Genomic DNA, 14,093 nt, shown 5'->3' on the forward strand with positions numbered 1-14,093 from the left:
CCAGCTCATGTGTTCCACTTCCGCCGTGAAGTCCTTGTCTCCTGATTCCCCTGATTCCCGGCCGCCTGCGCCGGCCTTTCCCCTCCCCCAGCCCCGTCACGCCGCCCGCCTGCCCGCGGGCCTCGCGCCCGAAGACTGGGCGCGCATCCGCCAGGCCGCCCATGCGCTGCCCCAGGTGCTGGTGCCCGCCGACTTCGACGACGGCAGCGACGAGTCGCTCGACCGCCTGGGCTGCATCCAGATCTCCAAGGCCGCTGGCGGTGGCCGGCCGAGCCGCTGGATCCTGCCGGCGCACATCCCCGTCGCGCTCGCGCAGCTGCAGGCCACGCCGCAGACCAACACGCTGCGCCCGCAGCTGCAGCAGCGCATGTCGCAGCTGGAGAGCCTGGGCCTGCGCCGCGAGGGCCTGGTGTTCACGCGGCTGTGCGTGCACCCCGTCACGCTGGCCGAAGAAGGCTGGCGCATCGACTTGTCGCACCGCGTGCCGGTGCCCGAAGGCCCCGTGTGGGGCTTCTTCCGCGATGGCGACGCGGGCGCGCTGCGCGCTGCGCTGGGCCAGGCACCCGAGTACTCGTACAAGGCCGAGCTGACGCTGCACCTCAACCACCTCGTCGCGCGCAGCGCCGCGATGGGCCATGCCAGCCAGCTCGCGTCGCTGCTGCCGCGGCTGCAGGCCGAGTGCGGCGTGCCCATGCCCTACGAAGACCTGAAGGCCGCGCTGACCCGCGCCCAGGACCGCTGGGAGCAGCAGGTCGAGGAGCAGGACACGCTGGCCAGCCTGGGCCGCGAGCTGGCCTTCCAGGGCTACCCGGACAGCTTCGACGCGGCGCGCAAGCTGGGCCGCAAGGTCACGCTGTACCTGGGCCCGCCCAACAGCGGCAAGACGCACGCGGCGTTCGAGCGGCTGACGCAGGCGCTGGACGGCGCCTACCTGGCGCCGCTGCGGCTGTTGGCGCTGGAAGGGCGTGACCGCCTCGTGGGCCGCGGCGTGCCCTGCTCGCTGCTGACCGGCGAGGAGAACGTGCCGGCCGCGAACTCGCGCGTCGTATCCAGCACCATCGAGATGGTCAACACGCGCGACGAGATCGACGTGGCCGTCATCGACGAAGCGCAAATGATCTTCGACGACTCGCGCGGCTGGGCCTGGACGCAGGCCATCGTCGGCGTGCCGGCGCGCGAGCTCATCATCATTGCGTCGGCCTATGCCGCGCCCGCCATCGAACGGCTCCTGCAGCTGTGCGGCGAGAAGCCCGAGCGCCGCGTGTTCGAGCGCAAGCAGCATGTGCAGCTGATGCCCGCGCCGGTGCCGATGACGCACCTGCACGCCGGCGACGCCGTGGTGGCCTTCAGCCGCCGCGACGTGCTGATGCTGCGCGACCAGATCGCGCAGAACGGCCACGCCGTCAGCGTCATCTACGGTGCGCTGCCGCCCGAGGTGCGCCGCCGCGAGGCCGAACGCTTCGCGGTGGGCGCCAGCGACGTGCTCGTCGCCACGGACGCTATCGGCATGGGCCTGAACCTGCCCATCCGCCGCGTGCTGTTCTCGACGCTGGAGAAGTACGACGGCGTCGGCGACCGTGAACTCACCGTCAGCGAGGTGCACCAGATCGCGGGCCGCGCGGGCCGCTACGGCATGCACGACGAGGGCTTCGTCAGCGTGCTGAAGGAGGCCGAGGCCGACGCGATGAAGACGCTGCGCGAGCTGCTGCCCAAGGAGCCGCGCGCACCGCGCGACTTCAAGTGCCCGGTGGCGCCCAATTGGCGCCATGTGCAGACGATCTCCCAGCGCCTGGGCGTGAACAGCCTGCACCAGGTGCTGACCGTCTTCATGCAGCAGCTGCGCCTGGACGACGCGCACTTCGAGGTGGCCGAGCTGGAGCAGATGCTGGGCCTGGCCGAGATGCTGGACCGCCAGGCCGGCTCGCTGCCGCTGCAGGAGCGCTTCCGCTACGCGCAGGCGCCGGTGGACGACCGCCTGCCGCAGGTCGTCGAGCAGTTCCAGGCCTGGGCCGCCAGCCACGCGCGCACCGGCAAGGCCGGCACGCCCTGGTTCCTGGACGACGTCGACGAACACAGCCGCCTGGACCGCATGGAGCAGGCGCTGCGGCAATGCACGCTGTGGCTGTGGCTGGACCTGCGCTTCCCCGAGGTGTTCGGGCACGTGGAGGCGGTCATCGATCTGCGCTCGCGGTTGAACGACGGGATCGAAAGGCACCTGAAGGGGAAGAAACCGTTGTGGCAGAGGCGGGGTCGCTGAAGCACCGGTGCGCTGCACGGCAGCAGCCAGGCTCCTGGGTGAAACCCTGGTGAATTCGGCCGTGCGGACACGGCGTCCGGCCGGCGTCGCGTCGCCATAATTCGCCGCTCGTATCAGCCGTCTGCCAGGAGAGGCTTGGTTTTGCCAAGAGGGCGGCTGGTTGCAAGGCCCTAACTCGCAAACAAGATGAAGTACCCCTGGAGATTCGGCCTGCCGTTGTTGGCAGCCTGCCTGCTCTCGCCGCACGCATTCGGCGCGGATGTGGATCTGACGAAGCCGCAGCCCAAGGCCATCAACCGGACGCCGTTGCGCATGTCCGGCCCGGGGTCGGAAAGAACCATCGACTTCTCCTTGTGGCAAAGCGAACTGCAGGTCGGCGAGGTCTTCGGGCACGTCGAACGAGGCGTGTTCTGCGGCGGCGCGGAAAAGCTGCGCTACTCCAAGAAGTTCGACGAATGGCTTGTGGCAACCCTGTCCAGGAATTTCAAGGATCTCGCCGCCAAGCAGGGCTTTGCGCTGGCGGACCGGGCACGTTCAGTGTTCGAGGACAAGAAGAACGGCGCCGATTTCAAGCTGGGTGCGACGCTGCTCGCGTTTGACTACCGGGCCTGCAGCGGCGGCGAAGTCATGACGGGCAGCGCCTACGCCAAGCTGAAGTGGGAGGTGTTTTCAGCCCGCCGTCAGAAGGTGGTCTATTCGCCCGTCATCGACGGCACCTACGAAGCCACCACCAAGGTCGCGCCGGACGAGTTCGAAAACAAGCTCATGCAGACCTTGGCGGGCAACCTGCTGGCCGACCCCAAGTTCATCGAGCTGATCCGCTCCGGAGGGCTCACGGACGCCGATGCCGCCCCGGCGTTGCCGCCACTGCGGATCGCGGCAGACAAGGTCGTCGCCGGCGGCGTGGCCCAGGCTTCATCAGCGCTGGTGAAGGCCGTCGTCACCGTGGAAAGTGGCGTGAGCTCCGGCTCCGCGTTCTACATCAGCCGCACCGGGCACCTGCTGACCAACTACCACGTCGTGGCCGATGCGAAATTCGTGCGCATCAAGCTGAGTGATGGCAGGAGCCTGGTGGGCGAGGTGCTGCGCTCCGACAAGGAACGGGACGTGGCACTGGTCCAGACCGATCCGATCAGTTTCGAGGCTCTGGGCCTGCGCGCAGACGCACCCCAGGTCGGCGACGAGGTCTTCGCGCTGGGCTCGCCCTTCGGCGCGACCTTGAGCGGTTCACTGACCCGCGGCGTGCTAAGTGCCCGACGGGTGCTGGAAAGCGTGCCCTTCCTGCAAAGCGACGTCGCCATCAATCCCGGCAGCAGCGGCGGGCCGCTGCTGGACGCCAAGGGCCGCGTGGTCGGCATCGCGCAGCTCAGATCAGACTCCGCGGGCATCAACCTGTTCATCCCTATCGACGAGGCGCTGGAGAAGCTGTCGCTGACAGTCACTGCAGCACCCTGAAGGCTCAAGGGAAAGCCTTTTGACGCCGCACCGCGGCCCTGAAGCGTCGCCGGCCAAGGCCATCGAAGGCCTGCGGCTGGAGGCGGCACGGCTGATGATCGAGCACAGCCGCCAGCCGATGGAGATCGTCGCGCGCGTATCGGGCTTTCGCGACCAGCGCCATCTGCACGAGGTCTTCATCAAGAAGTGCGGCGGGGCGCCAGTGCCCCGGGCCAGCCATTGCGGGCCAACGAATGAAGGATGCGCGCCCCGCGCCGCTGGGTTGCAATGACGCTTCCTCATCCGGAGATGCCCGCCATGATCAAAGTCAGCGTCCTGTACCCGCAAGCCGCCGGCACGCGCTTCGACCACGACTACTACCGTGACCGCCACATGCCGATGTTGCAGGCGCGGCTGGGGTCGGCCTTGCTGCGCTACACCGTCGACCGCGGCCTGGCCAATGGCGCGGCACCGGACCAGCCCCCGCCTTTCGTGGCCGGCTGTGAACTGTTCTTCGACAGCGTCGAAGCCTTCCAGACCGCTTTCGGGCCGCATGCGCCCGAGATCATGGGCGACATCCCGAACTACACGGACCGCGAGCCGGTCGTGCAGATCAACGAGGTGGTGGTCGGCTAGACGGCGCCCAGCGCGATCAGGTCGTGGGCCGTCGCGACGATGGCCTCGCGCGGCGGCCGCGGCACCCAGCCGAGCTTGTCCCGCGCATGCGTGGCGTCCTGGTGCCGCGCCGTGCCCAGCTCGCTCGCCGCAGCCCGCACCGCCGGGCTGACCTTGGCCAGCAGCCGCACGGTCCAGTCCGGCATCTGCAGCGTCGGTACGCGGCTGGCCTGGTCGCCCAGCTCGGCGCGCAGGATGGCCGCGACCTCACGCAGCCACAGGAAGCCGCTGCAGGCGATGAAGCGTTCATCGGCCATGCCCGGTGCGGTCAGCGCACGCCAATGCAGGTCGGCCACGTCGCGCACGTCGACGATGCCGAAACCGATGCGGGGCAGGGCCGGGATGCGACCTTGCAGCAGGCTCTTGACGATGACGACGCTGGCTGAGTAATCGGCGCTGGCCACCGGGCCCAGCACGACGGAGGGGTTGACGGTGCAGAACTCGAGGCCGCCGCCCTCGCGCTGCACCCAGTCGCGCGCGGCGCGCTCGGCCACGGTCTTGGACTGGATGTAGGGCGGGATGCCGGGCGTCTCCAGCCGCGTCCAGTCGTCCTCGGTGAAGCGATGCTCGCCAGGGCCATGGCCATAGGCGATGGCCGCGACGGAGGAGGTCATCACGACGCGCTGCACGCCCGCGTCGCGCGCGGCCTTCAGCGCCCGCAGCGCGCCGTCTCGTGCGGGAACTATGAGTTCGTTGGCATCGCGCGGCACGCCCACCGGCAGCGGTGACGCGACATGGGCTACATGGCTGCAGCCCGCCGCGGCTTCGGCCCAGCCGGCGTCGGCCATCAGGTCGGCGGCAAAGCAGCACAGCCGCTCGCGCGCATCACCCGCGTCCGCGCCCAGCAGCTTGCGCAGCGCCGGCTCGCGCTTCAGGTCGCGCACGGTGGTGTTGACCAGCCAGCCAGCGGCCAGCAATTGGCGGATCAGCACGCCGGCGATGTAGCCGCTGCCGCCGGTGACGAGGACACGTTGGGGCGAGGTCATGCAGCCGATTGTGCGGGGCCGACCATGACCGACGTCACCCGCGGGCGAGTGCGCATTGCCAGCGCGGCCGCGGGCGTGGACAGTCGCGGCTTTCCGCAAGACCACCAGGTTCCCCCTTGACCGCCATCCCCCTGACCGCGGCCAGCGACGCCACCAGCGACGCGCGCGCCCGCCATGACCGGTCCTTCCTGGGCCACCCCGCCGGCCTGGGCTGGCTGTCCTTCTGCGAGCTGTGGGAGCGCTTCAGCTACTACGGCATGCAGGCGCTGCTGGTGCTGTACCTCAGCAACTACCTGTTCCTGCCGCAGACCATCGGCCACGTGGCCGGCATGGACGCGCTGCGCCATGCCATCGAGAACGTCACCGGGCCGCGCTCGCCGCAGCAGTTGGCGTCGGCCGTGTTCGGCCTGTACGTCGGCCTCGTTTACCTGACGCCCATCTTCGGCGGCCTGCTGGCCGACCGCGTGCTGGGACGCACCCGCACCGTCGTCATCGGCGCGCTGCTGATGGCCACGGGCCACTTCATGATGGCCTTCGAGGCGGCGCTGCTGCCGGCGCTGGGCTGCCTGCTGCTGGGCGTGGGCTGCTTCAAGGGCAACATCGCGGCGCAGGTGGGCGACCTGTACGCGCCGGGCGACAAGCGCCGCGCCAGCGCCTTCCAGATCTTCATGCTGGCCGTGCAGATCGCCGTCATCGCCGCGCCCATCGTCTGCGGCACGCTGGGCGAGAAGGTGGGCTGGCACTGGGGCTTCGGCTCGGCCGGCGTGGGCATGCTGATCGGCCTGGTCGTCTACCTGGCCGGGCGGCGCTGGCTGCCGCCCGAGGCGCCGCGCGGCGCCGCCAGGACGGCCGCCGACGTGCGCCCGCCGCTGGGCCGGCGCGAGGTGCTGCAAGTCGTGCTGCTGGTGGCCATCCTGCCGCTGCTGATGCTGTCCATCGTCGGCAACCAGCAATACAACAACGGCTTCCCGCTGTGGTCGCAGCAGCACATGGACATGCACGTGGCCGGTTTCGAGGTGCCGGTGACCTGGCTGCAGGCCGTGGACGCGCTGACGAGCACCGGCATGATGCTGGCGTCGCTGGCGTTCTGGCGCTGGTGGGCCAGCCGGCAGCGCGAGCCGGACGAGATCACGAAAATGGCGCTCGGCTGCTTCGTGGCCGCCTGCGCGCCGGCGCTGTTGATGATCCCCGCGCTGGGCATCGAGGGCGGCGGCACGCGCATCAGCATCCTGTGGTCGTTCGCCTATGCGCTGGTCAACAACGTCGGCTTCGCCAACATCATGCCGGTGGGCCTGGCCCTGTACTCGCGCGCCGCGCCGCGCGGGCTGCAGGGGGTCATGATCGGCATCTACTACCTGCACTTGTTCTTCGGCAACAGCTTCGTCGGCTGGCTGGCCGGGCTGCTGGAGACGATGCCGGGTTCGCGCTTCTGGGCTCTGCACGCGGTGTTGGTGGGCTGCGCGGGCGTCGGGCTGCTGGTGGTGAAGCTGCTGTTCGGGCGCGTGCTGGCGCCGGACGACGCACCGGCCGAGCGCTGACGGCGGCTCAGTGGTCGGCGGGCTGGGGTGTGGACACGCCCAGCGAGCGCGTCAACGCTGCCATCAGCGCCTTGTACCGGGCACGCACCTGGGCCTTGTCCACCGCCTGGCCCGGCTCGGAGAAGCTGGCCGTCCAGGCCTCGTCCCAGGCAAAGCCGCAGTCGGTGCGGCGGTCGCCGTCCGGGCCCCAGATCAGCGCCCGCAACCGGGCGTCATGACCCGGGCCGGTGTAGGTCTCGAACAGCACCTGGATGAAGTCCTGGTAGGCGTCGTAGACCTCGGGCTCGAAGACATGCCGGTAGATGTTCAGCGTGCGGTCCAGCTCGCGCTTGGCCTGGATGGCCTCGGTGGGCGAGACCGTCTTCCAGTAGCCCACCCAGGTGAAGAAGCACAGCAGCTTGTTCAGCCGCGGCGCGATCTCGTCGTAGATGGTCAGGCGCTTCTCGATGAGCTTCTGATTGGTCCAGTTGCTGAGGTCCAGCCGCTTGAGCTGGCGGCTGAACAGCCAGCCCAGCAAGGCCACGGACAGCGGCGTCAGCACGCCGACGACGAGCTTGGCGATTTCCAGTGTCGGCCAGGAACCCATGAGAAGCCCTCCCGTTTTGGCGGCACTAGCGTAGCGGGCGGTGCCCGCACACGGCAATCCCGTGCATGCCTACACTGGCCCGCATGATCACCGTCCACCACCTGAACAACTCCCGTTCGCAGCGCGTGCTGTGGCTGCTCGAAGAGCTGGGCCTGCCCTACGAGATCAAGCACTACCAGCGCGACGCCAAGACCTCGCTGGCGCCGCCCGAACTGCGCCAGGTTCACCCGCTGGGCAAGAGCCCCGTCATCACCGACGGCGGGCTGACGGTGGCCGAGAGCGGCGCCATCCTGGAGTACCTGGTGGAGCGCTACGGCCAGGGGCGGCTCAAGCCCACCGGCGAGCAGGACCTGCTGCACTACCGCTACTTCATGCACTTCGCCGAAGGCTCGGCCATGCCGCCGCTGGTCATGAAGCTGGTGTTCAACAAGGTCAAGCGCGCGCCCATGCCCTTCTTCGTGAAGCCCATCGCCAAGGGCATCGCCGACAAGGTGCTGGGCGGCTTCGTGCAGCCCACCATCGATGCGCAGCTGAAGTTCCTGGAAGCCGAGCTGGCGGCGCGGCCCTGGTTTGCCGGCGCCGAGTTCTCGGCGGCCGACGTGCAGATGAGCTTCCCCGTCGAAGCCGCCGCGGCGCGCGGCGGCGACGCCGGCACCTACCCCAAGCTGCACGAGTTCCTGGCTCGCATCCACGCGCGGCCCGCGTACCAGCAGGCGCTGGAGCGCGGCGGCCCCTACAGCCTGATGAGCTGACCGGCCCCTACACTCGGCCCCTGCCGCGCGCCAGTGCGGTCACCCGTCTTGCCCCGCCGGCCTGTCGCCCGGCCGCTGTGACCCAGCGGCGCTGACCTCCCCGTGTCGCATCGCGCTCAAACACGCAGGTCACCGAAAGGGCGCATGCCCGGCTACGACATCAAGGTCCGCACCCTCGCCATCGACGGCGCGGCGGACCTGCAGATCCGCTCCCTGCTCGACCACGACCAGTTCGCCGACCCGGCCGGCGCCGCCGCGGCGCTGGGCATTTCATCGGCGCAATGGCCGCTGTTCGGGCAGGTCTGGCCGTCGGGCCTGCACCTGGCCGCCGCGATGGCCGTGCGACCGCTGGCCGAGGGCGAGCGCATCCTGGAGATCGGCTGCGGCCTGGCGCTGGCCAGCCTGGTCTGCCACCGCCGCGGCGCCGAGGTGACGGCCAGCGACATCCACCCGCTGGCCGGCGCCTTCCTGCTGGAGAACCTGCGCCTGAACGAGCTGACGCCGATGCGCTACTGCCACGGCGACTGGAGCGAGGACGCGGTGGTTGCCGAAGGCGGCGCGCCGCGCGTGCAAGGCCGCTTCGATCTCATCATCGGCAGCGACGTGCTCTACGAGCGCGACGATGGCGGCGCGCTGGCGGCCTTCATCGAGAAGCATGCGCTGCCGAGGTGCGAGTTGTTGATCGTCGATCCCAATCGGGGCAACCGCGCAGCGTTCGGCAAGCGGATGGCAGGGCTGGAGTTTGAGTTCAGCGAGACGCTGCTGAGTGCCGCTGAGGGTGGCCCGGACTACCGCGGGCGGTTGATGCGGTTTGTGCGCGGCTGAGCATCATCCGCGCTAGCGAGCACCCAGGCCGGTGCACCACTGCTGCTCGCAAGGCACGCCGTCGCCGTTGCCGTCCATCTTCGTGCCGGGACAGTGGTTGATGAACCAGGTGGCCTCGGCGCAGGACGTCATCTGCGAGCAATGGGTGCGTCCATCGCAGCGGTACGTCGTGCCGCCCGCGGCGAGCACCGGCACCGCCGACGTGGTCGGCATGGCTGCCAGTTGCTGGCGGTGCGCATGGGCCTGATAGCGCTTGAAGCCCCACGCCGACAGGGCGACGACCAGGCACAGCACCAGGCCCTGGCCGAGCCATCCCACCCGTCTCGGCTCGGTGCGGCTCGAGCGCCGCGCGCGATCCGGCTTGAGGTCATTGCCGATCGCCGTGCGGATGACGTTCACGGCCTGCACCTTGCCGTCCTTGCCGCGGCCCAGCTCGAAGCTCAAGGTCTCGCCCAAAACAGGGCGCGAGCCGTCGCGCGGCATGGCGCTGATGTGCACGAACACCTCGGCGCCGCCCTGCGTGGGCGCGATGAAACCGAAGCCGCGGTCGTCATGCCAGGTTCGCAGGATGCCGGTCGATCTCATGGGTCTTCCCGGATCGCTCTACTTTGAATGCTTGGGCGCGTAATCCACCACCCTGCACCCCGCCCCCTGCGGGTTCTCGCAGCAGGCGGCCAGCTTCTTCAGGCTGTCGGCGAACTGCTCGTTCCACTGCGCCTGGCTGTGCAGGTTGCCCGGGCTCATCCAGTGCGATTGCGGGAACTTCCTGGACCACTCGTCGCCACCCTCCTGCGCTGCGCGGCCGGTGGACTGCTGCATGGCGACGTTGCAGGAGTTCATGTTGCCCATGCGGTGGCAGGCCGTGCAGGTGTTGCCGCGCGTCGTGATGCCGAAGGCGTTGAGCCTGGCCCAGGCGCGCTTGAAGTCCTCGCCGATGGCCTTGGGCTGGTAGTACCCGAAGGGGTCGCCCGGCAGCATGGTCGTCTGCGCGATGTAGGGGCTGTACATGAAGGGGCCGCTGTCATGGCAGTTGATGCAGGCGGGCTGGGTCGACGCGACCTGGCTGGGCGTCAGCCAGAGCTTGTCGGCCGGCAGCGCCCGCGCGCCGTCGGGGCCCGTGGGCGGTGGCTGGTGGGTCAGCGTGCTGGGCGAGGCCACCCAGCGGCCGTCAATGCCCGCGCCTTCGGTCAGCGGCGCGCGGGCCTTGGCGGTGAACCAGCAGGTCTTGCCGTCCTTCAGGCTGTGCGAGATGACGTTGATCTCGTCGAACAGCGCGCTGCCCGCCGGCCGAGCGACCTGCTTGCGGCAGATGGCGCTGATCTGCGCGGTCTTGTCGTCGCGCAGCACCAGCGCGCGCGTGCCGGGCACGCACTGGCCCTGGCTGCCCGGGTCGTTCTGCGGCAGCAGCGAGGGCTTGTCGCAGCGCGCGGGCGCGGGCTGGGGTGGCACGGGCTTTCCGTCGACGGTGATGGGAACCTCCTCGCCGGCCATGCAGCTGAAGGCGGGGACCTCGCTGATCTGCGCGGCGCATTGGCGGCCGTATTCGGCCAGCGTCTCGGCGTGGGCGCTGCCTGCCGCGAGCAGCAGGAGTAGCAATGCTTTGGACTTCATGCGGTCACCAGGCCCTTCTCCGCCAGCACCACGGCGCGTATCGCCTGGTGGTAGCGGGCATAGCCGGTACAGCGGCAGACGTGCTGGCCGACGGCGTCTTCGATGGCGGCATCGAGCTGCTCGCGCCTGACGGGTTGCATGCGCAGGCGGCCCAGCAGCATCTCGGTGGCCATGACGAAGCCGGGCGTGCAGTAGCCGCACTGGAAGGCGAAGTGGTCCAGGAAGGCCTGCTGCACGGCGCTGGGTTTGTCCAAGCTGCCGGTGCCTTCGACGGTCGTGATGGACTGGCCTTGCAGCAGCGCCACGGGCGTGGAGCAGGCGAGCATGGGCTGGGCCTGCGCTGACGGCACGCGGCGGGCCGCGACGGTGCAGGCCTTGCAGACGCCGATGCCGCAGCACAGCCGGGTGCCGGACAGGCCCAGCTCCTCGCGCAGGAAGTCGACCAGGGGCAGGTCGCTGGGCACCTCGGCCTTCACCGGTCGGCCGTTGACGTGGAATTGGATGGGGACCAGTTCGCTCATGTCCAAGCCCTCTCGATGTCGGCAGCGGTGATGGGCAGCGACCTGAAACGTTTGCCGGTGGCGTGGGCGATGGCGTTGCCGATGGCCGGTGCGATGGGGCACAGCACCGCCTCGGCAATGCCCTTGGCCGTGGGCTCGTCGGTGGGCAGCGTCGTGATGTTCAGCCGCGCGAGCGGCACGTCGGCCGACAACGCCACCTGGTAGCGGTCCAGGTTCCAGCGACCGTCGCCGGCGCCGCCCGCCTCCAGCGGCAGGTTCTCCAGCAACGCATAGCCGATGCCCATCGCGACACCGCCCTGCGCCTGACCCAGCAGCAGGTCGCGCTGCAACACCTTGCCGGCATCGACGATCAGCTCCACGGCCACGACCCGCGGCTCATGCGTCTTCGCATCGATCTCCACCGCGATCACGGCGCCCGACGGCGCGTACAGGCTGCGCCCGTACAGCCTGGCCTCGGGGTTGGGCGGGATGACGTCCTGCCTGAGCACCGGTGCCCATGCCGCCTGGCCCCCGGTACGCAGCGACAAGCCGTCGATGGGCAGCAGCAGCGCCGCGCCCGTCGGCATGGCATAGGTCGCCGACACCCAGGCGCCCTGGTAGACGCCATGCACCATCGCGCCCGACGTCAGCCTGGCCTGGTGCACATGGGCCGCCAGCGCGTGCAGTGGCAACGGCGGCAGGCCAGGCGCGACGAGGCGGCCCGCGTCCCAACGCGTCTTGCCTTGCAGTTGCGCCAGCGGCACGCCCCACAGCGCGGCGGCCGCCGGCAGCAGGCCGGCCTCGAACAGCACGCGGCTGGCCTGCTCGGTGACATGCACCTGGTGGAAGGCCGTCAGGCAGGCGCTGCTGGACATGCTGAAGCTGGCCGTCCAGCGCGGGTCGGCCCAGCTGCCGCCCTTGTCGCTGTTCAGGTCCAGCGCATTGAAGCTGCCCACGTCGCCCATGAGGATGTCGTGCGCGTTGTGGCCCAGCCAGCCGGCCGTGGAGATGGCCAGCGTCGTCGCCGAGCCGTTGCCCATGTCCACGCAGTTGCTGCGCACGGTGAGGCGCCCGTCCGGTGCAAGAGCCACCTCGGCCATGACGCCGTCCGTGCCCGTGCCATAGGCCTGGTTGGCCAGCGCAAAGCCCACGCCGTAGCGCACACCTTCGCGCGCCTTGCGCAGCTTCACCGCCTCGCGCTCGCGCCACAGCGGGTGGGCGCGGGCCAGGCGGCAGATCTCTCGGAGCCGCATGGTCTGCATCAGCGGCGCGCCGGTGATGGTGCGGTCGGCCTCGCGCAGCGCATTGGCCTCGCGCAGCGCGATGGGGTCGCGCTTCAACGCCACGGCCACCTCGTCGACCAGCGTCTCGACCGCAAAGCTGGCTTGCGGCCCGCCGAACCCGCGCATGGAGCCGGCGACGACGCCTGTGCTGGGCTGCGCCACCGCGTCCACCCAGGCCTGCTTGATGTCGTAGCCACTCAGGCCGCAGTAGCCGGCCAGCATCGCGACGAACTGGCTGTAGTTGTTCTGCCCGCCGGCGGCCAGCACCTGCGAGCTGCTGAAGGCCAGGAACTGGCCGGTCCTGGCGTCGACGGCGATCTGCTGCGTGATGCGGCTGCCGAGTTGCTTCAGCCCGCTCTGGAACTGCTCGTAGCGGTCCTGCGCAATGCGCACCGGCGCGTCGGCCAGCGCGGCGGCCACGGCCAGCAGCGGCGGGAAGGTGGACACATCGCGCCCGCCAAAGCCGCCGCCGGGGTAGCAGGCGTGCAAGGCCACGGTCTTCACCGAGATCGGGCAATCCTTGCCGAACATCGCCAGGCTGTCGCCCGCGTCGCCGTTGGTGGCCTGCGTGCCCAGCACCAGGCTCAGCGTGCCGTCGCCACGGCGGTCCAGCCAGGCCAGGCCCGCCTCGGGCTCCATGAACATCGGGTCCAGCACCTGCGTCGAGTAGCTGCCGCCGAGCTTGAGCAGCGCCGGATCGGCCAGCCGCGCGGCGATGCGGCCGCGCAGCGCCTTGGCCGTCGAGTTGTAGGGCTGGCTGCTGGAGTCGGGCGCGTAGGGGTCGGACTCGACGCCCACCTGCACCTGCGAGAAGGGCGCGATGCCCGGCGCCTCGTAGCGCGTCAGGTAGGTGGTGGGCGAATAGGGCTTGGCGGGCTGGGGCGCCACGGCCGCGCCGGCCTTGACGACGCCGGGTTCGAACTGCAGCGCGCGCTTGGCGCGGCGAAAACTCGCCATGTCGGCAAACACCAGCATCGCCACCGCCTGGCCGTGGAACTGCGGCGCGCTGCCCAGCGGCACGAGCAGCTGCTGCACGCCGTCGGCGCCGGCGGTCGAAAACGGCAGCTGCAGGTTCAGCGAGGCCAGGTCCCGCTGCGGGCAGGGCAGGTCGGGCAGCGGCGTCTGCGTGATGGCCAGCAGCGGCCGCACGTCGGCGGCGACGAGGCGGCCCAGGTCCAGGCCCGCGAAGGCAAAGCCCGGCCGCGTCGCGCGCAGGATCAGCACCATGCGCTCGGCCTGGGGCCAGCCCGGCATGTCGGCGGCGCGGAAGTCGCGCGCATAGATCTTCTGGCCCGTGACCTTGGCCAGGCCGTCGATGCGAAAGCGCGCCTTGCCCGGGCCGCCGGACCAGTCCGGCGCGCCGGGCGGCATGTGCGGCTGCGTGGGCGTGTCCACCGGCTGCGGGCGCGCGCCGGGCAGTCGCAGCGCCGGCGGCTTGAAAGCCAGCGCCAGCTCGTGCATCAGCAGCGTCACCGCGCCGGCGCCGGCGCCGATGACGCGGCGGCGGGTCAGCGTGAATGGCCCGTTGGCATCACTGCTCACATCGCCGCCCGGACCAACGACCCGGATCTGCGGGTTCTTCGACACGCCTGTCTCCCTCCATGAAATGCGGGCGAGTTTGTCACCGCCGACAACAACGCGGTCAT

General features: G+C 70.1%; 12 protein-coding genes and 1 pseudogene. 7 read left to right on the top strand and 6 right to left on the bottom strand.

What is annotated here, in order from left to right; genetic code table 11:
* The first annotated feature begins 7 nt into the window (after positions 1–7).
* The 4 genes and pseudogenes from AC1D29_RS24720 to AC1D29_RS24735 all read left to right on the top strand — a co-directional run bounded on the left by AC1D29_RS24720 (position 8) and on the right by AC1D29_RS24735 (position 4,327).
* Positions 8–2,257, top strand: a complete 2,250-nt coding sequence (locus AC1D29_RS24720; RefSeq protein WP_477902483.1) for a helicase-related protein — start codon at positions 8–10, stop codon at positions 2,255–2,257.
* Positions 2,258–2,443: 186 nt separating this feature from the next.
* Positions 2,444–3,712 carry a S1C family serine protease gene (locus AC1D29_RS24725; RefSeq protein ID WP_477902485.1) on the top strand — a complete coding sequence of 423 codons (1,269 nt, stop codon included), beginning with the start codon at positions 2,444–2,446 and terminating at the stop codon, positions 3,710–3,712.
* 46 nt (positions 3,713–3,758) lie between these two features.
* Positions 3,759–3,983 (top strand): annotated as a pseudogene (locus tag AC1D29_RS24730) (hypothetical protein); the annotation flags it as partial.
* Between the two features lie 26 nt (positions 3,984–4,009).
* On the top strand, positions 4,010–4,327 hold the full coding sequence (locus AC1D29_RS24735) for an EthD family reductase (RefSeq protein WP_477902487.1): 318 nt from the start codon (positions 4,010–4,012) through the stop codon (positions 4,325–4,327).
* On the opposite strand, the gene AC1D29_RS24740 is transcribed toward AC1D29_RS24735, so the two are convergent.
* Positions 4,324–5,352: an NAD-dependent epimerase/dehydratase family protein gene (locus AC1D29_RS24740; protein WP_477902489.1), complete on the bottom strand. Its 1,029-nt coding sequence runs from the start codon at positions 5,350–5,352 to the stop codon at positions 4,324–4,326. The genes AC1D29_RS24735 and AC1D29_RS24740 overlap by 4 nt on opposite strands.
* A gap of 116 nt (positions 5,353–5,468) precedes the next feature.
* Between AC1D29_RS24740 and AC1D29_RS24745 the strand changes: the two genes are divergently transcribed.
* On the top strand, positions 5,469–6,890 hold the full coding sequence (locus AC1D29_RS24745; protein ID WP_477902491.1) for a peptide MFS transporter: 1,422 nt from the start codon (positions 5,469–5,471) through the stop codon (positions 6,888–6,890).
* Between the two features lie 7 nt (positions 6,891–6,897).
* Here AC1D29_RS24745 and AC1D29_RS24750 read toward each other — a convergent pair whose 3' ends face one another.
* On the bottom strand, positions 6,898–7,476 hold the full coding sequence (locus tag AC1D29_RS24750; RefSeq protein ID WP_477902493.1) for a hypothetical protein: 579 nt from the start codon (positions 7,474–7,476) through the stop codon (positions 6,898–6,900).
* An 83-nt stretch (positions 7,477–7,559) separates the two neighbouring features.
* Here AC1D29_RS24750 and AC1D29_RS24755 point away from each other — a divergent pair, with 83 nt between their 5' ends.
* Together AC1D29_RS24755 and AC1D29_RS24760 are read left to right on the top strand one after the other, a co-directional pair.
* A complete protein-coding gene (locus AC1D29_RS24755; protein ID WP_477902495.1) occupies positions 7,560–8,228 on the top strand; it encodes a glutathione S-transferase family protein in 669 nt (222 codons plus the stop codon).
* A 144-nt stretch (positions 8,229–8,372) separates the two neighbouring features.
* Complete coding sequence (locus tag AC1D29_RS24760) at positions 8,373–9,053, top strand: class I SAM-dependent methyltransferase (protein ID WP_477902497.1); 681 nt, start codon at positions 8,373–8,375, stop codon at positions 9,051–9,053.
* 12 nt (positions 9,054–9,065) lie between these two features.
* Here the strand turns inward: AC1D29_RS24760 and AC1D29_RS24765 are convergent, their stop codons facing one another.
* Genes AC1D29_RS24765 through AC1D29_RS24780 form a run of 4 tightly spaced genes read right to left on the bottom strand, consistent with a single transcriptional unit; the run spans position 9,066 to position 14,034 of the window.
* Entirely contained in the window at positions 9,066–9,638 is a 573-nt protein-coding gene (locus AC1D29_RS24765) for a cold shock domain-containing protein (RefSeq protein ID WP_477902499.1), read from the bottom strand.
* Positions 9,639–9,656: 18 nt separating this feature from the next.
* Positions 9,657–10,664, bottom strand: a complete 1,008-nt coding sequence (locus tag AC1D29_RS24770; RefSeq protein ID WP_477902500.1) for a hypothetical protein — start codon at positions 10,662–10,664, stop codon at positions 9,657–9,659.
* On the bottom strand, positions 10,661–11,185 hold the full coding sequence (locus tag AC1D29_RS24775; RefSeq protein WP_477902502.1) for a (2Fe-2S)-binding protein: 525 nt from the start codon (positions 11,183–11,185) through the stop codon (positions 10,661–10,663). Before AC1D29_RS24775 ends, AC1D29_RS24770 begins: the two co-directional genes overlap by 4 nt.
* Entirely contained in the window at positions 11,182–14,034 is a 2,853-nt protein-coding gene (locus tag AC1D29_RS24780) for a xanthine dehydrogenase family protein molybdopterin-binding subunit (RefSeq protein ID WP_477902504.1), read from the bottom strand. The genes AC1D29_RS24775 and AC1D29_RS24780 overlap by 4 nt, the downstream gene beginning before the upstream one ends.
* Positions 14,035–14,093: the final 59 nt, after the last annotated feature.

This window comes from Roseateles sp. P1_C6, assembly GCF_056406315.1.